This window comes from Paenibacillus sp. UNC451MF, assembly GCF_000686845.1.
GTDB lineage: Bacteria > Bacillota > Bacilli > Paenibacillales > NBRC-103111 > Paenibacillus_S.
Genome location: NZ_JMLS01000018.1, coordinates 155,067 through 178,880, shown reverse-complemented (window position 1 = coordinate 178,880; position 23,814 = coordinate 155,067). Strand labels below are relative to the sequence as shown.

The following is a 23,814-nucleotide window of genomic DNA, read 5'->3' as shown; positions in this document are numbered from 1 at the left end:
CTCCTTGTAATAAAACAAAAAACAATAGGAAAGTCCTACTGTCTCTTATTCGTTAAAGTTAATAACGTGTTTATTTTTAATGAAATAGTCAAAACCAGAATACAGAGTGATTATTGCAGCAATCCAGCTGGCAATGATGTCAAAACGGAAATTGATAAAAGCAAATGGGAAATTATTAATTAACAGAGCGATTATCGCAGTAATTTGCGTCGCAGTTTTCCATTTCCCCCACTTGCTTGCCGCTATAACATGCCCTTCCAGCAAGGCAATCTGACGCAATCCAGTAACCGCAAATTCACGGCTAATAATGACAATAGCAATCCAAGCCCCCACTTTACCCATCTCTACAAGAGAGATGAGCACAGCAGATACCAATAATTTATCCGCAAGCGGATCAAGCAGTTTCCCCAGATTAGTCACCAATTTACGTTTGCGCGCAATATAACCGTCCAAACTATCGGTACTGGCCGCAATAATAAAAATTAGCGCAGCAATAATCTGGTTGTACGTGATGACGAATTGTTCAATTCGGATATGAGGAAACTTCACATTCACCAATAAAAAAAACATGATGATAGGAACTAAAAAGATCCTCGCCAAAGTGATTTTATTGGCCAGGTTCATGCCACAACCTCCCCGGATAAATCAAACTCGAACGAGTGGGTAATGCGAACTTTAGCTACCTCGCCAATCTTTAATTGTGTGCCGGTGACGAAAACTTCACCGTCGATTTCAGGAGCATCATACTGAGAACGGCCCACATAGACGTCTCCTCTGCCATCGTACTTCTCAATTAATACGTCAACGACTTGGCCAATCCGGTTACCGTTACGAAGATTGGAAATTTCACGTTGAATTTCCATCAGTGTATTGGCACGGAATTCTTTCACTTCATCAGTGACTTGATCAGGCAAGCGAGAAGCTGGCGTATCCTGTTCTTGCGAATAAGCGAACACGCCTAGACGGTCAAACTCTACATCCTTAATAAAGTCCTTAAGATTCTCAAAGTCCTGCTCGGTTTCTCCCGGGAATCCTACTATTAATGAGGTTCTCAAGGAAACGTTTGGAATACGCTCACGGATCTTGGCAATCAAGGCTCTAGCGTCCTGCTGTCTACCTGGTCTTCTCATCCGTTTGAGAATACTATCTTCACTATGCTGAAGCGGCATATCGACATACTTGCAAACTTTAGGATTGCTAGCAATTGTGTCAATCAATTCATCCGTGAAGAATCCCGGGTAAGCATAATGCAGACGAACCCACTCAATTCCGTTAACCTCACTTACTTTATTCAGAAGTGTAGGCAACATAAAACCATCGTACAAGTCTGTACCATAGTTCGTAGAATCCTGTGCAATCAAGCTAATCTCTTTCACGCCCTGCGAAGCCAATTGTTCAACTTCAGAGATGACTGATTCTATGCTGCGGCTGCGGAATTTACCGCGCATAATAGGGATACTACAGAAGGTACAGGCATTGTCACAGCCCTCGGCAATTTTCACATACGCTGTGTAACGAGGTGTGGTAACTCTTCTTGGTAAAGATGCCTCGTAGTTAAACACGGGATTTCCAACAAGAATTGGTTTTTTACCTGCCAGCGCTTCATCCACGATTTCATTAATTTTGTGAAAGTCTCCTGTACCGACAATACCGTCGATTTCAGGCATTTCTTTCATCAGCTCTTCTTTATAGCGCTGAGTCAAGCATCCCGATACGATAAGGGCCTTCAATTGTCCTGTTTGTTTCAGGTCAGCCATATCTAAAATCGTATTTACCGATTCTTCCTTAGCTGCATCGATAAATCCGCATGTATTTACAATGATAACTGTTGCGTCTTCTTTTTCGCTCACGAGCTCATAGCCACGACCATGAATTAATCCTGACATGATCTCAGAATCAACGAGATTCTTCTCGCACCCGAGCGTAACTACCTTCACTTTCTCTGTCATGTAATATCCTCCAATGTTCAAGCCTTACTATATTAGTTTCAAGTATAATACATGGGAATGAAGCGTGTCAAAAGAGAACCCTTGCCACTACAGGCTCTCAACAACACCAGAACCACTTCTTAAGGTTCCTAGTATTTATCGGAAATTCAAAAATTGAAGCTCCAACGGTAAATCCTCTTTGCGAAGCAATTGAATGATTTGCTGAAGATCATCTTTACTTTTACCGGTAACACGAATTTGATCTCCTTGAATTTGGCTTTTCACCTTAAGCTTCGAATCGCGAATCAAAATATTAATTTTTTTAGCGTTGTCTTGGTCGATACCTTGTTTGAGCTTAATCTTTTGACGTACAGTTGCAGACGAAGCGCCTTCGACTTTACCGTATTCCAAGTTTTTCAAGGAGATTCCTCTCTTCGCCATTTTGGAATGCAGTATATCCAACACATTTTGCAGTTTGAATTCATCGTCAGATAGGACGACCAGTTCTTCTTTTTCCAATGAAATTTTGCTTTTACTGTTTTTAAAATCAAAGCGGTTAGCAATTTCTTTTTCCGCTTGGTTAATGGCATTGTTTAGCTCCTGCATATCCATTTTGGATACAATATCAAATGAGCTCTCACTACTCATGTACGACACACCCTTCTTTATCCTTAATTTTCCCTATACCGAAGAATAACATAAAAAGACACCTTCGGCTATCGCTTCCGTGGTGTCTTGATTAGCCGTACTTAACTTTGCTCTACATGATCTGGCGAAAAACGAAACATATCCACTATTCCAAGTACAATATGCGCTAAGCCGAATCCAAGTATACCGTATCCCCATGCGTTAGGCGTTAAGTACCAGCCAAGTGAACATACAATGATCCCTAATACTACTACAACCCAACTGGCGGTCATGACATATACCATCCCTTAAACCTAGTTGGTATTAGCATGCCCCAAATCGCAACAAGGTAAACTTTAATTAGGTTTTGATTAATTCAACCTGGATTCGTTTAGCATTAGGCGCATCCCCAAGAGCAACTGAGGTTCCGTTCACCATCAGTTCCACTGCATTAGCCCGTCCGAAAACCAAAAATGCAGAGTTCGTTAACTCCCATATCTGATTGTTTCCGTTCTTGTACGTGCCTTCATCTATCGTCTCACGTTTTTGTCCCAATGAGTCTACCTGTACCCAACAAGCATCACCGGTTACTTTCATATCGATATTAAGCTTCTCCGCGTTGGAGACCGAATAATAATCAATACCACCCTGACTTTTCACCAACTTTACCTCAACACTTGGAGCAGGTGGAGGTGTTGGCGTAGGTGTCACCACTGCCGTAGTTTTTTTATCATTCAATGTAATGCCATAAGTATCTCCGCTCACAGTGGGAGCAGGCTCGGCTTTGTCCGTAACCCGCTTCGGCTCATTATTCGGATTGGCTTCGTTCTGTTTGCCGCTGTAATTCATGTTGAGATAGTAATAGATAATCCCTAGAATCAACACGACGAATGAAACCATCATTATGGTAGACGCATACTTGCCGATTTTCTCCGTATTTCGGGTGGTTCTCTTCGATCGGATTGGTTCTACATGCTCTGGCTCAGAAGTTGGGATAACATTCTGATACATACGAAGAACTTCATTCGGATCCATACCAACAGCTTCTGCATAGCTCTTTATAAAAGCTCTGACATAAAAATTGCCAGGCAGCACTTTGTAGTTACCATCTTCAATAGCTTCCAAATACCGTTTACGAATTTTAGTAGTTTCTTCTAGCTGCTCAAGAGAAATTTTCTTCTCCATTCTTGCTTTACGCAGCATTTGGCCAAGATCAGTCACGTTCTCACCCCTTTTCGGTTATGTCTTAGTTGTGAAATTTTCAAATTAATACTCGTCAAAACCAGTCGTAAAGCTCTCGTACGATATTTCTTCATCCGGTGTGTTGCGAAGCTCTACAATATAATTAAAATCGTCATAGGTGTATTCCGATTCACGAATGAAAATATCCGGATGTTCGATGACCTTGGTCGACGGCATGCTCATAATATCCTGCAAAAGCATATGGTGCTTTTCGTTAGAACGAATGGTCGAAACAATTCCATCGATAATAAACACATTGTTGGCGTTCATTTCATCTTCGGACAATTGACTGCGCACCGTCTGCCGTAAGAGGGTGGATGATACAAAAGTCCAACGCTTGTTAGAGCATACGCTGCCCGCAATGATCGACTCGGTTTTTCCGACGCGCGGCATTCCTCTTAATCCAACGACTTGATTCCCCTCTTGCTTGAAGATTTCCCCAAGAAAATCGACCAACAGCCCCAATTCATCGCGGGTAAACCGGAATGTTTTGCGGTCATCCGAGTCTCTTTCGATATAGCGACCGTGTCTTACGGCCAATATATCTACAAGCTTAGGCTCCCGCAAAGCAGTTATAGTTATATTATCTACTTTTTTCAACATTTTACCCATTAAGTCAATTTTTTCATCATCATTTGTTTGAAGAAGCATTCCACGTGTACGGTCTTCCACACCATTAATCGTAACAATATTTATATCCAGCATCCCCATCAAGGAAGCTACATCTCCCAACAGACCGGGGCGATTTTTAAAAATTCGATATTCCATATACCATTGTTTCATTTCCATTTTTATACACCTCTTACTGATGTCAAGAGACCATCTATTCATATTTTGTAACATCTTACGAAAATATTCTACAAATTTCGCATAATTCCTGCTGCTTTTTGCAAAAAGTTATTGAGGCTTGTTTACTTGCACCTCTTGTGTGGAGTAAGCCTGGATTCCAGCTTTCCATTGCTTGTTTTGCATTTGGGCTAACAACGCAGGAAGTACGATATCCCACTTCACATCGATAGTGGTGGACGCCATATTGATGATGGGAACCTGTAAGTTTTTCATGCGCTGTAGAACACTAGACTCTTGCGGGGAATAAACTACAAGCCAATCAGGAGCATGCTGCTTCACCTGCAGCTGAAATTGTGGATACCAGCCTTCTGCATCCGAGATCGATATCCGCTCCGCTTCTTCCGATGGAGCCCAGGCTGATGGGATTGGATTCGAGGACACAGTCACCCATTCCATGGATTTACCAATAACCTGCTGCTGCTTAACCCACTCCCCCCACTGATTTTCCATGAAACCAGGACCTGTCTGCTTCCACTCTATATTCGCAGCAGACACTTCTGAAGTATTCTGACTGATCGTATCATCCATGAATATCCATTTTTTATCAGAAAGCGTTGAAGCAAAAGGCAGTAGTTGCTGATTAAGCTCGTTTCCAACTACTAGTATGTAATCATATGTTACAGATCGTATTTTATTAGCTTGCTCTTCCGAAATTGCCGTGACATCAGGAATCCATTCAAAAGCTATATGTTGGGTATCCCGCCAGGATAGCAATGTATTCGTAAATGTGGATTTTGTCGTATCTTTTAAATTCGGTTTAGTTAGCACTAACACCGATACTTTGTTTTGAAGAACAGCCGGATCAATTGCGGGGATATTTTTGCCGCAGCCACTAACAATTAGCAATAAACTAACAATAACAGATAAATAACTTGCCCATCTCACAGTACTCAAACTTCACCTTGCCGCCTTTCTAAAACATACTTTATCTAAGTATATCATGAATAGCAAGGAAAAGCCTCCTATGAAGGAGGCCGATAAGGAATTCGTTTATTTATTTACAAGTTTCACCATTAGACGTGCCATCGTTTTACGTTCCTGTTCGTCGGCGACATCCCAGAGATCCTTCAAGATGCGCTCTTCATTGTTTTCAGGGTCAACCTTGTCGGAGAGAAATTCACCGATCTGGAATGCAAGCTTACTGATCGTTTCATCGCTCATCCCGGATTTTTGCGCTTGTTCTACACGTTCACCCAAAAATTCCTTCCAACGCTCGAATACCTTCAATGCTGTTGCCATCAGTGTTAGCCTCCCTTAAGTATATAGTATCACTACAAATACTAATCTTCGCAAAAGGAGGCCTAAATATTCAGGAAAATCAGGTAAGCCAGCCCCCATTAGGACTGATGATTTGTCCGGTGATATACCCTGATTCCGGTAAAGCCAGGAAATAGACCAGTGAGGCAATTTCATTTGGCTGCGCAAATCGTCCAACTGGAATCTCATTCTCCAGTGCGGCTTTTTCCTCTGTATCGAAATTAGCCATCATTAATGTATCCACAGCACCTGGAGCTACAGCATTTACGGTTACGCCCGATGGAGCCAACTCCTTGGCCAACGCTTTCGTGAAGGCATTCATACCGCCTTTCGCTGTAGAATAAACTACTTCACATGATGCGCCCGAAATCCCCCAAATGGAAGAAACATTGATGATTCTTCCATACTTTTGGCTGATCATCGGCTTCATAAATTGCTGCGTTGTCAAAAAGGTACCTTTAAGATTGATGTCCATCACTTCGTCCCACATGTCCTCAGTCACATCCGATAGCAAACCATAGTGAGAAATGCCGGCATTGTTTACTAAAATGTCCGGCATCATACCATGATGATCCAATTTTTCCTGTAATCGCAGTATTTGTTCTCTGCTCCGCAAATCGGCAGCAGCCGTCAGCACCTTGGCGCCGTGCTTCATACAGCTGCGAGCCGTTTCGTTGGCAGCCTCGTGAGATTGTAAGTAATGAATTACTACATTCATCCCAACGGAGGAAAATCGTTCAGCAATAGCCGCTCCAATCCCTCTGCTAGCCCCTGTGATAAGCACCGTTTGATCGGTGAAGGGCCGCTGGATAATACTCACTGTTGTTCGCTTCTTACAATGGAAACCGCCAATTGATTCCAGTTAAAGTGCTGACGAAGACGTTCATTTACTTGTTCAAGTGTCATTTGTTCATAAGCCGGCAAAATATCAAAGAGATCAATCCCTTTAAAGCGATATTTTGTAAATTCATTGGCAATGGCTTCAGGAGAATTGAGCAATCTCATAAATCCGCCTATTTTTTTCTTACGGCTTCTCTCGAAGCTTGCTGCAGGAACTCCCTGTTCCTTGACTTTGTCGATTTCTTCTTGGATTCTTGCGATCAGTCGATCAGGATCCTTCGTATCGCCGCCGATAACCGTGAAAGCATAATTCTCTCCGATATTATACTCACTGCCGAAGTTATCCGAAATCAGCTGTTCGTCATACAATTTCTGATAAATGTCGGAGCTAGGGCTTAGCAAAATATCCAGAAGCACCTTCATGGAAAGCTCTCGTTCAAGCAGCTCTTTTCCAGACGCTTTTTGGTCAGGTTCCTTACACCCGAACAAGCATTTGGGTAGAGAAACAGGTAGTACGGTAACCTTCTCTTTTTGTTTGACTGTTGAAGGCTCATTGTCAAAGAAACGTTCGATATCCCCTTGCGTCTTGTAATTTTTCTCTGCCTGATTGTTTCGAATTAGCTCCATGATTTCCTCAGGATTTATACCACCTACGACAAACAAGCTCATGTTGCTCGGGTGGTAAAACGTGTGGTAACAATCGTACAGAAGCTCTTTCGTAATATGAGAAATCGATTCGACTGTCCCTGCTATATCAATGTGAACGGGATGTTTATGATACATCGTTTCGATCAGACCGAAATAAGAGCGCCAATCGGCATTGTCCTCATACATTTTAATCTCTTGCCCGATAATCCCTTTTTCTTTTTCAACATTTTCGTCCGTAAAATACGGGTTTTGCACAAAATTGATAAGTGTCTTCAAGTTCTCATGGATATGCTCTGTTGCCGAGAATAAATAAGTCGTTTTATCAAAGCTTGTAAATGCGTTCGCTGAAGCACCATTGGAAGCAAATACGGCAAAAATATCACCTGTAGGCTCCTCAAACATTTTGTGCTCCAAAAAGTGAGCGATGCCGTCAGGAACCCGCTTCTCTTGTCCGCCCAGTACCTTAAAATGATTATCAATTGAGCCGTACTTGGTGGAAAAGGTAGCGTACGTTTTTTGAAAGCCTTCCTTTGGCAAAAGAAATACCGATAATCCATTGGGAAGCTGCTCCACATATAAGGTTTCATTCACATTAGGATACGGAATTGCCTTCATGCTCTATTCTCCTCCCTTCCGGTCGCGCAAAAAGTAGATCGTGTCTAGTTTGACCTGATTGGCTACCTCTTGGATATCTTTTTTATCCACGTTAAGTACATCTTGAATGAGGGATGGAACGGAACGCTCAACACCCGACAATATATTGTTAAAATCAAAGGAGACAAGCTCAAAGGCAGAATCCTGCATTTCACGCAAATGTCCAGTTATCATGGCTCTTGTCTGCTGAAGCTCCGTCTCGCTAATTTCGCCTTTCGTCATAGCTTCCAACTGTTGACGAATGATGGCTACCGCCTTTTCAAAGTTTTGAATCTCGATGCCTGATTGTATCGTTAAAATCCCTTTATGCCCATCCAATCGAGAAGAAGCATAATAGGCGAGACTGGCTTTTTCCCGCACGTTAGTAAACAGCTTGGAATGAGGATAGCCTCCAAGTATGCCGTTGTACATCAGCATCGTTGGATATGTAGGATCCGCATAGGTTGAATAGGCTCGTAAGCCCATATTCAGCTTGCCTTGGTTGACATCAAGCCGCTCCACCACTTCCTTCACCTGCTCGACTTGACGATGTCCAGGCTTATTCAGATATTTTCCGGCTTGTGATCTTTCCACTACAAAGCTTCTTTCAATTAGCGGCATAACTTCCTCAAGATTGGTTTTACCTACGACATATATATCAATTACCGAGTTCTGAAGCCACTGCTGATAATAAGAATACAATGTTTCAGGTGTCAGCCGCTGCAATTGGTCGATGCTGCCTAATGGATGCAGTCTGTAAGGTTCTTGGCTGCACATTTCGGCAATACAACGTTCGGCTGCATATCTGATTTTATCGTTAATGATGGATTCGATCCTTTTTTGCAGCGTGACTTTCTCTGACTCAACATACTTACCGACAAATCGATTATTTTCAAGGGCGGGTCTGGTGATGACTTCGCCAAGAAACTCGATGCCATTTTGCAGAAGTGATTCAGGACTATTCACAAAATGATCTTGAATCAAATCCATGCGAAACTGAACCATTTGATAGTCGCCACGCTTGTAAATATCAAAACCGAAGCCTGCTCCATAAAGATCATCCAACCGTTCCCGAAATTGTTTGGTTTCCGGGTACTTCTGTGTGCCGCGGCGCAGCACGAAAGGAGTGAAAGCCGTTGGAGTAACAGACTGCTCCTCCAAGGGAGTACCGATGTATACCGATAATGCATAAGTCTTAAATTGTTCTGTAGGCAGCACATGTACTCGGATGTTTCTTATGGTGCCACGCTCAAATTGAATGTTTTTCAACGGGACATTGCTCCTTTCATTGGCTTTATTCCATTATATTCCTTCATAAACAGAAGAAGCAACCACAAGGGTTACTTCTCGCAGAACATTACTTGCAGAAAATATGCTTACCGATCTGCTTGATCTGAGGACGGGTCCAAATCCATTTGGAGGTTGCAGTCTCTGGGTTAAAGTAATATATGCAACCGCCGCTCGGATCATTTCCGTTTAAAGCGTCTCTCACGGCTTTTTTAGCATTTTCATTAGGAGTCAGCCAAATTTGTCCGTCAGCTACTGCTGTGAATGCTCCTGGTTGAAAAATAACACCGGAGACGGTATTAGGGAAGCTAGCCGATTTAACACGATTGAGTATTACCGCCGCTACAGCAACCTGCCCTATGTAAGGCTCACCTCTTGATTCACCATACACCGCGTTCGCCATTAAGTTTAAGTCTTGCTCAGACAAGCCGAGATGATTGGTAGCAGGCAAATTCGTCGTTTGACCACCACCTCCACCCCCACCTTGACCTGCACCTGCATTTCCGGTTTGTGCCGATTGGGGCAGTTCATCTGCTGTCGGACGATAGTGCTTAGTCGCTTCCCAAAGCTTTAATTTCGTTTTGGACCCTGCAATCCCGTCCACCTTCAAACCAAACTCCGATTGGAACCATTTCAATGACCGAAGCGTGTTGTAGCCAAAGTCTCCATCTACTGAGCCACTATAGAAGCCCAAGAGCTTAAGTCTTCCTTGCAGTTCATATACATCTTTTCCTGTGGCTCCATAGTGAACATCCGTTTTACTAAAGGTTTGCTGTACTTCCAGCCGGTGTTTGACTTGATAGCCTGCAAATAAAACAAAAACCAAACAGAACGTAATAAAAACAAGACGTTTGTTCATCAACTGTCCTCACCTTTCCCACATTCATATTGGCAACCTTTTTAAGGTTATTATGAGAAAGGAAGTAAGCTTCTATTCAGCTAAATAAGGAAAGTACTGGGACTGGAAAATGGACAAAAGAAAAAGCACACCTATTCGGTATGCTCTTCTATAATTATGACGAAAGCCTTCCTTGATATTGCTCAAGGGAGACAAGCACTTCCCTAGGCTTGCTTCCTTCATATGGGCCGACGATTCCCTTAGCTTCCATAGAATCGATCAACCGGGCCGCACGGGTATAGCCAACGCGCATACGGCGCTGTAATAACGATACGGATGCCTGTTTCGCTTCTAAAATGATTTGTACGGCTTGATCATAGAGCTCGTCTTCCATTTGATCGGGTGCTTCGGTCTGCTCTTCGATTTGTGGTACCATGTCTTCCACATAGTTGGCCTGACCTTGTGTCCTTACAAAGTTAACAACGGACTCCACTTCATTATCTGATAAAAAAGCTCCTTGAACGCGCACAGGCTTCGATGCACCCATTGGGAGATAAAGCATGTCCCCACGTCCAAGCAATTTTTCCGCGCCCGCCATATCCAGAATCGTTCTAGAATCGACCTGTGACGATACCCCGAAGGCGATCCGGGAAGGAATATTGGCTTTGATAACACCCGTAATGACGTCTACAGAAGGCCGCTGAGTCGCTATAATCAAGTGAATCCCTGCGGCCCGTGCCATTTGAGCCAAGCGGCATATCGCATCCTCTACATCATTGGCAGCCACCATCATGAGGTCGGCTAACTCATCGACAATGACTACGATGTAAGGCAGCGGCGCACCCGTCTGGGTTTCCACCAGCATATTATTGTAGCCTTCAATATTCCGCGTACCGCTCTTTGAGAAGAGCTCGTAGCGTTTTTCCATCTCAACTACAACTTTTTTCAAGGCCAGAGACGCACGGCGAGGATCCGTAACGACCGGTGCTAGCAAATGAGGAATACCGTTATATACGTTTAACTCAACCATTTTCGGGTCAATCATCAAAAACTTCACTTCATCCGGTTTAGCCTTATACAAAATACTCGTAATAATCCCGTTAATACAAACGGATTTACCTGATCCTGTTGCACCTGCAACCAGCATATGTGGCATGCGCGCCAAATTACCGACGATAGGTTGTCCGGATATGTCTCTACCAAACGTGATAGAGAGCCTAGAGCTTGACTCCTGAAAAGCTGTAGTCTCCATAACTTCACGCATAGTGACAATAGAAACTTCCGTATTCGGAACCTCAATCCCGATTGCGGATTTTCCAGGAATAGGAGCTTCCATCCGAATATCTTTAGCCGCTAAGGCCAGTGCAATATCATCTGTTAATCCTACTATTCGGCTTACCTTTACCCCAACATCCGGCTGAATTTCATATCGTGTAACAGAAGGTCCTCTTACAACTTCCAATACTTTCGCCCTTACACCAAAGCTTTCAAGTGTTGCTTCCAGCTTGCGAGCAACCGCTTTGTAATCCAATGATTCAGCCCCTTTTGCAAGGTTAGGCTTGGACAACAACTGAAAAGATGGAAGCTCATAAGGTGCTGCGAGAGGCTGATTCAGAATATCAAAATCTTCAGGTGCTCCACCTTCATCTTCTGTAGCAGCTGCACCCGTTGATTTCGCCTTAGCTGTCACTGGAGCTGCTTGTACCGCTTGGTCATCTTGTGGGTTGAATGACTCCTGCTTAACATGCTCCTGAAAATCGCGAATGACAGGAATAACCGGCTCATGTTCGATTTCTTCCGCTTCATCAGCAGCATGATATACGGTTTGTTCCTTCGTTGGTTTGACTTGGTCTGTTGTATGCTCGAACTCTTCAGATACCTCATCCTGACCAAAAGCTTGTTGAGCTGACGGCTCTGTTTTAGCTTTAGGCTGTATAAGATCAAAAAATAAGGAACGTTTCTTCCCATTTTTCTTCTCTTTTCGTTCCGGCTTCAATGTTTCCTCATCAAACTCATTATCCTCAGGAATATACGGTATAGCCGCAGGCTTTTTCTTTACTGCTACAGGTATCGGCTTATGTTTGCGGGCAAGCATTTTCCTCTGTATGTATTGTCCAAGCAGCGTATCCGCGAATTTTCGGCGACCTTTTACTTTCTGAACGATATCGCCGATGGACAATCTCGTCACTAACAGAATGCCAATGAGAATCAGCATGTATTGTATCAGCTTTGCTCCTAGATTCGCGAACAAAAAGTACAGCATGCTGTACAGAGATGCTCCGATAATGCCCCCGCCCACTTCACGGTCAAGCGCAGCCCTACCTCTCTCTGAGGCTTCCATCGCTGTCATCAAGCTGGACCATGATTGTGACATAATCATTCCTGCCGTGATCTTCCCTTTTGGGTACAAATCATCGAACAACGTGATGTGACTCATGAGGATGAACGCGAGAATAATTAGCAAAATCCCTGCCTTACGAGTCGTCCTCCACACAGGCCATGATCTTTTCACCAAAACATAAAGTCCTATGTAGATGAAAACAAGCGGAATAATAAATTCCATCGACCCGATCAAAAAACGGAACAAGTACTTAAAGGATCTGGAGACAGGGCCTTCTTGGGATATAGCTATGACAGACAATGTCAAGATGACAATGCCATACAGCTCATACTTCAAATTCGTTTTCATAACCTTACTTCTCTTCTTTGGCCTTGCCAACGCGGCTCACCCCCAAGTACAAATTATACCATACTTTGGATAGAACCTTAATATGATGGCAAAACATCAGACCTTAGAACTAGATCCTCGGCTGAAACTCAATTACACGTCCAGGAGTGAATTGCGGATTCAAAAAATCTTGCGGGTTTCCGCTTATCAATCGAACTATGGTTGCTTGAGTCGAATTCAATGGCTGAACCTGCATTGTGATCCCATTCATTACAATCTCCATCTGGTTGGACTCCATTTCTTCAATGCCTTCCATTACAACCTCAAGAGGCATTACTGTATACTGAATCATTGCACCATGCCCCCAGTCTGGGTGTTACGTTTCTCCTCGATACGACGGTTCAATTCACGAATGGCATCACCTACGCCACCAATGGCATTAATTAAACCGTATTTAACTGCATCCGGTCCGATAACGGTCGTTCCAATGTCTCTCGTTAATTCTCCGGTTTTAAACATCAGTTCCTTCAATTTCTCCTCTGTTACCCTGGAATGACGTGTAATAAATCGATTGACCCTCTCCTGCATTTTATCCAAATACTCAAAGGTCTGAGGCACTCCAATAACCAATCCATTCAAACGAATTGGATGTATTGTCATCGTCGCTGTTTCTGCAATGATGGAGTAATTCGAGGATACCGCTATCGGAACCCCTATGGAATGTCCTCCTCCTAATACGAGTGTGACCGTAGGCTTGGAGAGAGTTGCTATCATTTCGGCTATAGCCAAGCCTGCTTCAACGTCACCACCGACGGTATTCAAAATGATCAGAACACCTTCAATTTTGGAGTTTTGTTCTGCAGCAACAAGCTGTGGGATCAAATGTTCGTATTTGGTTGTTTTATTTTGAGGTGGCAGTACTAAATGTCCCTCTACTTGTCCAATAATGGTCATGCAAAAAATATTCGATTCCGCTTGCGGCGTAACCGTTTGACCTAACTGTTGAATATTCTCGACAGTTGGATTTTTCTTGGCTTCGTCCGGGTTTGGCTGTTGTGGCTGCGTATCTTGAGTGAAATTGTTCATATAAGGAAAATCCTCCCTATTCTATGGTTACATCATCCCCCATAGTATGGATCGAGAGGTTAAAAATATGCAGACGTTATACGATCTTAAATGGAACATGCCATCAAAAATAAAAAAAGATCACATAGAGAAATTCTCTAAGTGATCTCTTTATAGTGATCGATGCAAACACCTGTATTATAAAAGGTTTCAAGCTATTGACTGGTGGTTTTTGATCATACTTCCATAATAATTGGAAGGATCATAGGTCTTCTTCTGGTTTGTTCGTACAAAAATCGTCCAAGTGCATCTTTTACATGAGTCTTCAAGGAAGCCCATTCATTTACATTCTCATTCATTAAACGATTCAATGTGCTTGTCACGATCCGGTTTGCTTCATCCAGCAAGCCTTCCGATTCTCTAACATACACGAAACCTCGGGATATAATATCAGGCCCGGATAAAATGGCACCGTCTTGTTTGCTAAGTGTAACAACTACGACTAGAATACCATCTTGCGAGAGCAGCTTCCGATCGCGAAGAACAATATTCCCAACATCTCCGACTCCTAGACCGTCGATTAAAATATTACCCGCCGTTACTTTGGATCCTTTGCGAGCAACACCGTCTTGAATCTCAACCGTTTCACCATTGTCTACAATAAATATGTCTTCCTTGGCGATACCAACGGATTCGGCGAGTGTGCCGTGTTGACGAAGCATACGGTATTCACCGTGGATCGGAATAAAGTATTTAGGCTTCATGATATTTAACATCAGCTTGAGCTCTTCTTGGCTTCCGTGTCCGGAAACGTGGACTCCCGTAACGGAACCGGGACCATATATGACATGAGCGCCAATACGCATCAATTCATCGACAGTTCTACCCACATAACGCTCGTTTCCAGGAATTGGCGTTGCCGCGATAATAACCGTATCTCCCGGTAAAATATCCACTTTACGATGAGTGGATCTCGCCATACGAGTGAGCGCTGACATCGGCTCTCCCTGACTTCCTGTAGACAGGATAACAACACGATCCGCAGCAAGCTTGTTAACTTCCTCCGGCTCGATCAGCATTCCATCAGGAATACGCAAATATCCGAGTTCATGAGCAATGCCCACGACATTGACCATACTGCGGCCAATTACTGTTAGTTTTCTCCGAGTAACCTCACAAGCGTCAATAACTTGCTGAATCCGATGAATATTCGAAGCAAAGGTGGCAATAATAACCCGCTGCTTTGCTCTGCGGAATATTTCCTCAATTTGAATACCTACGCTTCTTTCAGATCCAGTGTAGCCTGGACGCTCTGCATTGGTACTGTCCGAGAGGAGTGCCAATACACCCTTCTTCCCGATAGCTGCCATACTATGCAAATCAGCGTATTGCTCGTTAACAGGAGTTTGGTCGAATTTAAAGTCTCCCGTATGAACGACATTACCTTCCGGAGTCTCCAGGCATACACCTACAGAATCAGGAATACTGTGATTAGTCTTAAAGAATGTAGCAGCAATGGTTCCAAGCTTTAATTCGCTTTCAGAGTTAATGAGAATTCGTTTCGTTTCACCTAACAAATTCGCTTCCTTCAGCTTTGTTTCAATTAACCCTAGCGTAAGTTTGGTACCGTATACAGGAACATTCAAATGTTTAAGAACATAAGGCAATCCACCAATATGGTCCTCGTGTCCGTGCGTTATGATAATTCCTCTGACTTTATCCCGGTTCTCCGATAAATATGTGATATCAGGAATGACGATATCAATACCGAGCATGTCCTCCTCAGGGAACTTCAAACCACAATCGACGACCACAATATCATTGGCATACTGTATAACATACATATTTTTTCCGATTTCGCCCACGCCGCCCAGAGCAAAGATCGAAAGTTTATCAATATTTTTCTTTGACAAAGAAATACCTCCTAATTCAAATTGACGACGAATTTTTGTATGAGCCAAAAACCAAAAACCGCACCAGTCACTTGCCACCATTATACATGAAGAAAAACTGCAATTACAAGTTTATGCTTTTTTAGACCGTAATGTAGCCTTAAAAAATAAAATCGATGCTAAAAAACGCACCGATTTTCTTAGACATATCACTCAAATAACGAAGCAATGAATCGTCCTTCTTCTTCGGTTACATTTATTAACGGTAAACGAACTCCTCCCACTTCAATCCCCTTGTGGTTCAATGCAAACTTCACAGGAGCAGGGCTTGGAACACGGTGAGGACATTCGAACAAACCTTTGAAAATAGGGTGAAGTCTGGAATTGATTTGTGCTGCTTCACGAACATCTCCCTGTAAATAACAGTTTATCATATTCTTCATATCTTTTCCAATCACATGACTCGCCACACTGATAATGCCGTGAGCACCAATAGCAAGAGCAGGCAATGTCATGCTATCTTCCCCGCTGTATACAAGAAAACCTGGAGCAGCTCCATGAGCAATTTGTGTAAGCTGATCGAGGTCAGCGCAATCTTTCGTAGCAACAATATTCGAGATATGCGATAAACGAATCGTTGTATCTACATTAATATTGACTCCGGTTCGACTAGGTACATTATATATGATACAAGGCACTGATACTGCCTCAGCGATTGCTTTGAAGTGTTGGAACAATCCTTCCTGGGACGGACGATTGTAGTAGGGCGCTACTAACAACAAGGCATCTACGCCTAATTTCTCAGCTTCTTTAGAAAGATGGATCGAATGCGCCGTATCATTGCTTCCTGTACCGGCGATGATTTTAACGCGTCCATTAGCATGCTTCACTGCAAAGTGAAATAGCTGCAGCTTCTCTTCTTCAGTCAGTGTTGGCGACTCCCCGGTTGTACCGTTAATTACTAAGCTGTCGCTTGTCTGTTCTTCAATCAAATAATCCATTAGTTTTGCAACTTGATCCCAATCAATTTGTAAATTGGCATCAAATGGCGTAACCATTGCCGTAATGAGTCTTCCGAAATCCACGACAAACTCCTCCTACTTTTCTCTTATCGATGTAATTCAAATTTTCTGTGTAATGCACGGACCGCTCTCACCATATCGATACCTTGAACAAGCACCCATATGGTCGTATTGGAATCCGCTGATTGCAAAATGCTTATATCTTCTTCCGTCAACGCTTCGACAATTTGCGCCATTATCCCCGGCACACCATTCATTCCTCCGCCGATTATAGAGACTTTGGCACAATTGGAAGTACATTGCGGCTTATATCCAAGCTCATTTAAAATATGGACTGCTCTGTCCAGTTCATGGTCATAAACTGTATAAACGACTCCGGATGGATTCACATTGATGAAGTCAACACTAATATGCTGTTGAGCCATTGCTTTAAAAACTTGCAGCTGTAAATCGTAAACCCCATCGCCCGCAGCCACTTGTATTTGCGAAGTGCTCGAAAAGCTCGCTATTCCCGTTACGAAACGGTCTTGAATAGCATCTCTACTGTGCTCAATCGCATCAGAGTGGGTAACTAAAGTTCCCAAGTCTTTACTGAATGTAGAACGAACCCGAATCGGGATACTGGCATTCATGGCCACTTCAACCGCTCTTGGATGAATCACCTTGGCTCCATGATGAGCCATATTGCATATTTCCGAGTAGGAAACAATAGAAAGACGTCTGGCATCTTCTACAATGCGGGGATCTGCCGTTAATATTCCATCTACATCGGTAAATATATCAACAATTTCCGCTTTTAATGCCGCGCCTAGCGCTGTTGCGGTCGTGTCACTGCCGCCTCTGCCCAAGGTTGTATAATCATGCGTCTTGGTTTGGCCTTGAAATCCTGTTACTATGACAACTTGCCCGCCTTCTAACAACTCTAAAATACGCGTAGGCTGAATGGATAAGATCTGGGCATTGCCAAAATCGTTATTCGTTGTTATTCCTGCTTGTGCTCCCGTAAGTGCGCTGGCGGGGATTCCTTTTGCACGAAGCAAGCTGCATAGGGTTGCCGCTGATATAATTTCTCCGCAGCAAAGGAGCATATCTTTTTCGCGTGGCGGCAAATGGTTGCCATTCTGATTAATAAAATCAATCAAAGTATCTGTAGCATAAGGCTCGCCTTTTCTCCCCATTGCCGATACGACGACTACTAGCTTGTATTCTTGTGCTAAGGCTTCTTCAATATGTTCTAGGACGAGTGCTCTTGCTTCGACGTTGGAAAGGGACGTGCCTCCGAATTTCTGAACCAGAATTTTCATGAGGTCCCTCCTAAGAGCTTTCGATAGAAAGCTATCTTCGTAAGCATATACTGAGCTTTCGATAGAAAGCCATCTTCGTTAGCATAATGCAAGCTTTCATTCCACTCCCAAAGGGAAGTCAACAGCCTTCTCTCGTAAGCTGTCTTCCTCCCCGAAAGCGGTTCATTATAAAAGAAAAGCTAGGCTTCCGTTTGGAAGCCTGCTTTATTACTTCTGCTCGATAGCGATATATTCTGCGATTTGCACAGCATTCCATGCAGCGCCTTTTAGCAGATTGTCGGAAACGATCCACATATTCAAGGCACGTGGATTGCTTAAATCGCGGCGTACACGACCAACGAATGTTTCTAGCTTTCCTGCAGCATCCGCAGCAAGAGGATATTGTTGTTCTGCTGGGTTATCCTGAAGAACGATTCCTGGAGCATCAGCGATCAGCTGTTTTGCTTCCTCAATGTCGAAATCTTCTTTCAATTCGACATAAACCGATTCAGAATGTCCATAAACTACAGGAATGCGTACGCAAGTAGCCGTAACTTCCAGCGACTCATCGCCCATAATTTTTTTCGTTTCGTTGATCATTTTCATTTCTTCATAAGTGAATCCATTTTCTGTAAACTTATCAATTTGCGGAATCGCATTAAATGCGATTTGATGTTTAACCGGCAATGCACCCACCGGCAAAATTTGCGGTTCAACTGGGTTTCCAGCCAAAACCTCTTTGGATTGACGCAGCATTTCATCAATAGCTCGCGCTCCAGCACCAGAAACCGCTTGATAAGTGGAAACTATGATACGGGAAATGCCATAACGATCGTACAACGGTTTAAGAGCTGCAACCATTTGAATCGTGGAGCAGTTAGGGTTAGCAATAACCCCTTTGTGTTCGTTGATTTTATCAATATTAACTTCTGGTACGACCAGAGGAGTTTCCGAATCCATACGGTACGCGCTTGTATTATCGATACAAACCACTCCATGTTTAATAGCTTCCGGAATCAATTCAAGACTCACACTTCCCCCAGCACTGAACAGGGCGATATCAATTCCTTTAAAGCTATCTGGAGTTGCTTCTTGAACAGTAACCTCTTGACCCTTAAAGTTCAATTTTGTTCCAGCGGAACGAGACGAAGATAATAGCTTGAGTTCTTGAATAGGGAAATTTCGTTCTTCTAACAAACGAATGATCTGTTCTCCTACTGCTCCTGTTGCTCCAACTACCGCAACGTTGAATAATTTTTGACTCGACATCTAGTTTGTCTCTCCCCTATGCAAAAATCATTATTAGTAATTGAACCGTTCAATAACCATAGGCTGAAGCTGTTTTCCCTCTAATGCGACTTCGCAAGTTTCCATAATTAGATCCATACGAGCGACGAGAGAATTAGGTTTAGCTGTCGGAGCATCTTGACCGAACGGAACAAAGTAAATGTTTTTGGTTATCAGCAGCTTGCTGATATTCATAGCATTCAGACCAAGACCATCATTGGTGGATATAGCCAAAACGAGAGGCCGATGATTGCGCATTTGCGCTTTCGCGGCCATCAAGACAGGACTTTCTGTCATTGCATTAGCTAACTTGCTAGTCGTATTCCCTGTGCAGGGGGCAATGACAAGTACATCCAGCAATTTAGACGGACCTAGCGGTTCTGCATCCACAATTGAAGCAATAATTTCGTTCCCAGTTATCTCTTTCAATTGTTTCTGCCAGTTCTCAGACGTACCGAAGCGCGTATCTGTAGTAAGTATCGTAAACGAAACGATCGGAACCACCTTGGCTCCGGCATCAACAAATCGTTGGATTTGCGGCATTACTTCAGCAAACGTACAGTGTGATCCTGTTAAGGCAAAACCTACGGTCTTTCCCTGCCAATTCATTCCACATTCCTCCTCTGTCCTGCATCCTCAAGAATAATTCGGCTCAAGGTGTCGGCAATGATGCGACCGGCTGTTTTCGGCGCAACAATTCCAGGGAGTCCTGGCGCAAGCAAAGCCTTGATCCCCCGCTTCTCAGCAAAACGAAAATCTGTTCCGCCGGGCTTTGAGGCCAAGTCAATGATCACTGCACGATGTGGAATATTGGCAATAATCTGTGCTGTGATTATCATAGACGGAATTGTGTTAAAAAGCAAGTCAATATTCGCCACCTGAGAATACAAATCCTGTGTGTAGAAAGGGATGAAGCCCATTTCCCAAGCCCTTGCATAGTACTCCGGCTTGTTAACTCCCACTCTTACTTTTGCCCCTAAACCTTGCAAGGTTCTCGCTACCGTGATCCCGGTTCTGCCAAACCCAAGTACCATGGAATTAGAGCCATGAATAGTAAAATCGGTGTTCTGAATAGCCATCATTATGGCGCCCTCAGCTGTTGGAATCGAGTTGTAAATAGCAACATCATCCCTATCGAACAATTCGACCAATCTAATGGAGAACTGCGAGCACAGCTTGCGCAGATATGGCTTTGCCATCCCTGTAAAGACCCTAGCATGCTTCGGTAAAGCTTTGAAATGCTCTTCGGTAAGCCGCAATTCAGACGTAGAAAAAATGCTTTCTACATTTCCGTGATCATCGGTACCTACAGCTGGTAGTATGATTGCATCTACTGCCTCAAGAGCTTCGGGGCTCAGCTCCGTTTTGGTGATCCCGCTAAATTGATTTTGCAGGTTATCAAAACCGATCAACACAATGGAAGCATCAAGCTCAGAGCATTTATGAATAACTTCAAGCTGGCGTGCATCGCCACCGATGAGAGCCACTTGAATTCCTGTAAGCATTCAATCTCACCTCTTTCTAAGTCGCTTTCGATAACTCATCTTATGCGGTCGCCCATGGATGGGTTACAGACATGAGGTTGATGCCTAGCAATAAAAAAACACCTCCCTAAACAGGAAGGTGTTTTGCTTTATTTGGTTCCAGTATGGCCGAAGCCTCCGGCACCTCGTACCGTCTCGGACAGTTCGTCTACCTCATTCAGTTGGACTGAAGGCACGACTTGGAATACCATCTGAGCAATCCGTTCGTTTCTTTCTATCGTAAAAGGCTCCCTACCATGATTAATCAGAAGAACTTTGACTTCTCCTCGATAGTCGGCATCTATGGTCCCCGGTGAATTTAATGTTGTAATTCCATTCTTGTATGCAAGCCCGCTTCGTGGGCGAATTTGTGCTTCTAGCTCATCCGGCATAGCAAGTGCAAATCCGGTAGGTATCAGCATCCGATCTCCGGGCTGCAAAGTAACGGGTTCATTTACAGCAGCATGCAGATCGAAACCGCTCGCCAAAGATGACATCTTCTGTGGAAGCTGAATATCCTCGGTCCCCGGAAGGCGCTTGATTTGAACGTTATACAAGTTGATCCCTCCTGAAGCCGTCGATAACATCGTCTTTTTGCCCGACCATAGCAAGAGCAAATGGTACTGACATCATATGACGAGCCATATCCTGAATATCGGAAAGCTGTACGCTTTCGATTCGTTCGATGATTTCATCCATCGTATTATGTTTACCGAGCATCAGCTCGTTTTTGCCCAAACGATTCATCCGGCTGCTTGTGCTTTCAAGGCTGAGAATCAAGCTGCCTTTCATTTGTTCTTTACCTTTTTTCAACTCGGCAGCAGTCAGGCCTTTATCTTTGATCTCGTTTAAAATTTCCATCGTCACTTTTAAAACATCTGCTGTCTGCTTTGGAGCCGTGCCGGTGTACACCGTAAACATACCGCCATCTTGGTATGAAGTATGATAAGAATAAACAGAGTAGGCCATGCCTCTTTTTTCGCGAATTTCTTGGAACAGCCTAGAGCTCATTCCCCCACCGATCGCATTATTCAATAATACCATGGCGTATAGCCGGTCATCTTTTGCAGACAAGCCTGGCATAGAGAGACAAATGTGATTCTGCTCGGACTTTTTCTCGTGAAACATAAGATTTCCGGCAAAAGAAGGAGCAACTAAGGTTTGTTCTACCCCATTGTTGTGAAATTCCCCGAAATGCTTCTCTATTAAAGTCATTAAGCTATCATCTACATTACCCGCGATAGCAATAACCGTACGATCTATAGAGTATTGTTCCTTCATATATTGACGAAGTGTATTCGAATCCATGGCTGTAAGGTTTTCTTCCGTACCAATAATGGTATAACCCAAGGAATGATCGTCGAAGGTAGCTTTTGCAATCAAATCATGAACCATATCATCCGGTGTATCCTCGTACATGGATATTTCTTCGAAAATGACATTTTTCTCTTTTTCCAGCTCAGCTGGGTCGAACGAAGAACGGAAAAACATATCAGCCAGAACTTCAACCGAAATAGGTAAATGCTCGTCAAGCACCTTTGCGTAATAGCATGTATATTCTTTGGAAGTAAACGCATTTACATTACCGCCTATGCCATCAAAAATTTCGGCAATATCTTTGGCGGAATATTGATCTGTCCCTTTGAACAGCATATGCTCGATAAAATGGGAGATTCCGTTGTTCTGCACTTGCTCATTGCGCGAACCTGTCTTCACCCAAATCCCGAAAGATACGGAGCGGCACGTAGGAATTGGTTCCACGATGACCCGCAGCCCATTGTTCAATACGTATTTATTCAATGAAAGGAGCCTCCTCGGAAATTCTCTGAATGTATCTTAATGATATTACCATTATTGTTGAGCAGACTCAACTTCAGGAACACGATTCGAAGAAATTAACTCGCTAACCGTCCCCAAAACAAGCCCCTTGCTTTTGATCACTTCAATCATTTGTTGAAGCGCGTTGCTCGAGGATGCGGTAGGATGCATCAGTATTAAAGACCCCGGCTCCACTCTCGTAGCTATTTTACGAACGATTGTCATAGGCTCGGGCTTCTGCCAATCTACAGTATCTAAGGTCCAAAGAATCGTTTGCAATTTTAAGCTATGAGCAATATTCACAGTTTCCTGGTTAAAATCACCGGATGGAGGAGCAAACAGCTTGTTTTGAACACCCAATTCTTTTTCAAGCAGCACCTGTGTCTTTGTTATCTCCTCGACTGCCTTTGCATTGGATATCTCGCTCATGTTTTTGTGGGAATACGCATGATTGGACATTTCGTGCCCTTTTTCTTTAATGCGCTGTGCTGTAGGGATATTATTTTTTAACCAGCTCCCATCAAAAAAGAACGTTGCGTGGACCTTCTCCTTCTCCAGCACATCCAGCATTTTGTCCAGATACTCATTTCCCCAAGCAACATTGATCATTAACGATACCATAGGCTTGTTCGGATTTCCTTTATAGATGGGCTGTGCCCCAAGCTGTTCGAGTCCAATAGCTGGTTTGATCTCTTTTGTAACTATTTTCAGATTGTCCGTATTTGTCTGCTGTTCTGTTAATGCAAGTGATTGCTCAATATCGACCTCGAGACCGTTATAACCAGGAATGGCTTTCCAGACGCGGTCTACCTTAGCGTTAATAGGCGCAATATATCGTTTCTGTGCTTCCTGGCGTAATCTCTGCTCCAGCAGTTCACGCTTGTCCTCCTGCTGCTGTCTTGTTCCACCCCAAACAGACGCTGCGACTGATGAAATATCCCAATGATGAGGGATAGCTTCGGCACTCAATTCACCGTTAAGCTTGGCATTCTGGACAAACAGCTGTATGTTCTCCGATTGCTGTATACCTAAGAAAACAGCTGCAAATAGTCCGGACAATACTAACACCTGAACTCGTTTCATAACCTTGCTCCTGTCGTTAGATCG

Annotated in this window: 24 protein-coding genes; all 24 read right to left on the bottom strand. The window is 43.5% G+C overall.

Annotation, left to right across the window (positions count from 1 at the left end; all coding sequences use genetic code 11):
- Positions 1–45: 45 nt before the first annotated feature.
- The gene (pgsA, locus tag BP97_RS0118825; protein WP_028550496.1) at positions 46–624 is read right to left on the bottom strand and encodes a CDP-diacylglycerol--glycerol-3-phosphate 3-phosphatidyltransferase; all 579 of its coding nucleotides are present in this window, start codon (positions 622–624) and stop codon (positions 46–48) included.
- Positions 621–1,949: a 30S ribosomal protein S12 methylthiotransferase RimO gene (rimO, locus tag BP97_RS0118820; RefSeq protein WP_028550495.1), complete on the bottom strand. Its 1,329-nt coding sequence runs from the start codon at positions 1,947–1,949 to the stop codon at positions 621–623. The genes pgsA and rimO overlap by 4 nt, the downstream gene beginning before the upstream one ends.
- 135 nt (positions 1,950–2,084) lie before the next feature.
- Positions 2,085–2,576: a YajQ family cyclic di-GMP-binding protein gene (locus BP97_RS0118815; protein ID WP_028550494.1), complete on the bottom strand. Its 492-nt coding sequence runs from the start codon at positions 2,574–2,576 to the stop codon at positions 2,085–2,087.
- A gap of 101 nt (positions 2,577–2,677) precedes the next feature.
- Entirely contained in the window at positions 2,678–2,848 is a 171-nt protein-coding gene (locus BP97_RS40705) for a hypothetical protein (RefSeq protein WP_197035489.1), read from the bottom strand.
- Between the two features lie 67 nt (positions 2,849–2,915).
- Positions 2,916–3,776 carry a helix-turn-helix domain-containing protein gene (locus tag BP97_RS0118810; protein ID WP_028550493.1) on the bottom strand — a complete coding sequence of 287 codons (861 nt, stop codon included), beginning with the start codon at positions 3,774–3,776 and terminating at the stop codon, positions 2,916–2,918.
- A gap of 45 nt (positions 3,777–3,821) precedes the next feature.
- Positions 3,822–4,586 carry a DUF3388 domain-containing protein gene (locus tag BP97_RS0118805; RefSeq protein ID WP_028550492.1) on the bottom strand — a complete coding sequence of 255 codons (765 nt, stop codon included), beginning with the start codon at positions 4,584–4,586 and terminating at the stop codon, positions 3,822–3,824.
- Positions 4,587–4,694: 108 nt separating this feature from the next.
- Positions 4,695–5,540: a hypothetical protein gene (locus tag BP97_RS0118800; protein WP_028550491.1), complete on the bottom strand. Its 846-nt coding sequence runs from the start codon at positions 5,538–5,540 to the stop codon at positions 4,695–4,697.
- Between the two features lie 96 nt (positions 5,541–5,636).
- Complete coding sequence (locus BP97_RS0118795; RefSeq protein WP_028550490.1) at positions 5,637–5,885, bottom strand: DUF3243 domain-containing protein; 249 nt, start codon at positions 5,883–5,885, stop codon at positions 5,637–5,639.
- A gap of 79 nt (positions 5,886–5,964) precedes the next feature.
- Positions 5,965–6,723, bottom strand: coding sequence for an elongation factor P 5-aminopentanone reductase (gene ymfI, locus BP97_RS0118790; protein ID WP_442952374.1), 759 nt, complete (start codon positions 6,721–6,723; stop codon positions 5,965–5,967).
- A complete protein-coding gene (yfmH, locus tag BP97_RS0118785) occupies positions 6,720–8,006 on the bottom strand; it encodes an EF-P 5-aminopentanol modification-associated protein YfmH (RefSeq protein WP_028550488.1) in 1,287 nt (428 codons plus the stop codon). The genes ymfI and yfmH overlap by 4 nt, the downstream gene beginning before the upstream one ends.
- Before the next feature lie 3 nt (positions 8,007–8,009).
- Positions 8,010–9,293: an EF-P 5-aminopentanol modification-associated protein YfmF gene (yfmF, locus tag BP97_RS0118780; protein ID WP_028550487.1), complete on the bottom strand. Its 1,284-nt coding sequence runs from the start codon at positions 9,291–9,293 to the stop codon at positions 8,010–8,012.
- Positions 9,294–9,381: 88 nt separating this feature from the next.
- Positions 9,382–10,170 carry a spore cortex-lytic enzyme gene (gene sleB, locus BP97_RS0118775; RefSeq protein ID WP_028550486.1) on the bottom strand — a complete coding sequence of 263 codons (789 nt, stop codon included), beginning with the start codon at positions 10,168–10,170 and terminating at the stop codon, positions 9,382–9,384.
- 154 nt (positions 10,171–10,324) lie between these two features.
- Positions 10,325–12,838: an FtsK/SpoIIIE family DNA translocase gene (locus BP97_RS0118770; RefSeq protein ID WP_442952373.1), complete on the bottom strand. Its 2,514-nt coding sequence runs from the start codon at positions 12,836–12,838 to the stop codon at positions 10,325–10,327.
- Between the two features lie 109 nt (positions 12,839–12,947).
- Positions 12,948–13,169, bottom strand: a complete 222-nt coding sequence (locus tag BP97_RS0118765; RefSeq protein WP_028550484.1) for a YlzJ-like family protein — start codon at positions 13,167–13,169, stop codon at positions 12,948–12,950.
- Complete coding sequence (locus BP97_RS0118760; protein WP_028550483.1) at positions 13,166–13,903, bottom strand: ClpP family protease; 738 nt, start codon at positions 13,901–13,903, stop codon at positions 13,166–13,168. Before BP97_RS0118760 ends, BP97_RS0118765 begins: the two co-directional genes overlap by 4 nt.
- Before the next feature lie 215 nt (positions 13,904–14,118).
- A complete protein-coding gene (locus BP97_RS0118755) occupies positions 14,119–15,795 on the bottom strand; it encodes a ribonuclease J (protein ID WP_028550482.1) in 1,677 nt (558 codons plus the stop codon).
- Between the two features lie 188 nt (positions 15,796–15,983).
- A complete protein-coding gene (dapA, locus tag BP97_RS0118750) occupies positions 15,984–16,859 on the bottom strand; it encodes a 4-hydroxy-tetrahydrodipicolinate synthase (RefSeq protein ID WP_028550481.1) in 876 nt (291 codons plus the stop codon).
- 23 nt (positions 16,860–16,882) lie between these two features.
- Positions 16,883–18,100, bottom strand: coding sequence for an aspartate kinase (gene dapG, locus BP97_RS0118745; RefSeq protein WP_028550480.1), 1,218 nt, complete (start codon positions 18,098–18,100; stop codon positions 16,883–16,885).
- Positions 18,101–18,307: 207 nt separating this feature from the next.
- The gene (locus BP97_RS0118735) at positions 18,308–19,348 is read right to left on the bottom strand and encodes an aspartate-semialdehyde dehydrogenase (protein WP_028550479.1); all 1,041 of its coding nucleotides are present in this window, start codon (positions 19,346–19,348) and stop codon (positions 18,308–18,310) included.
- Between the two features lie 33 nt (positions 19,349–19,381).
- A complete protein-coding gene (locus BP97_RS0118730) occupies positions 19,382–19,975 on the bottom strand; it encodes a dipicolinate synthase subunit B (protein WP_028550478.1) in 594 nt (197 codons plus the stop codon).
- Positions 19,972–20,871 (bottom strand): dipicolinate synthase subunit DpsA, encoded by a 900-nt coding sequence (gene dpsA / locus BP97_RS0118725; RefSeq protein ID WP_028550477.1) that lies wholly within the window; start codon positions 20,869–20,871, stop codon positions 19,972–19,974. Before dpsA ends, BP97_RS0118730 begins: the two co-directional genes overlap by 4 nt.
- Before the next feature lie 128 nt (positions 20,872–20,999).
- Positions 21,000–21,476, bottom strand: a complete 477-nt coding sequence (gene dut / locus BP97_RS0118720; protein ID WP_197035488.1) for a dUTP diphosphatase — start codon at positions 21,474–21,476, stop codon at positions 21,000–21,002.
- Positions 21,439–22,689, bottom strand: coding sequence for a M16 family metallopeptidase (locus tag BP97_RS0118715; protein WP_028550475.1), 1,251 nt, complete (start codon positions 22,687–22,689; stop codon positions 21,439–21,441). The genes dut and BP97_RS0118715 overlap by 38 nt, the downstream gene beginning before the upstream one ends.
- 51 nt (positions 22,690–22,740) lie before the next feature.
- The gene (locus tag BP97_RS0118710; protein WP_028550474.1) at positions 22,741–23,790 is read right to left on the bottom strand and encodes a polysaccharide deacetylase family protein; all 1,050 of its coding nucleotides are present in this window, start codon (positions 23,788–23,790) and stop codon (positions 22,741–22,743) included.
- Positions 23,791–23,814 lie beyond the last annotated feature (24 nt).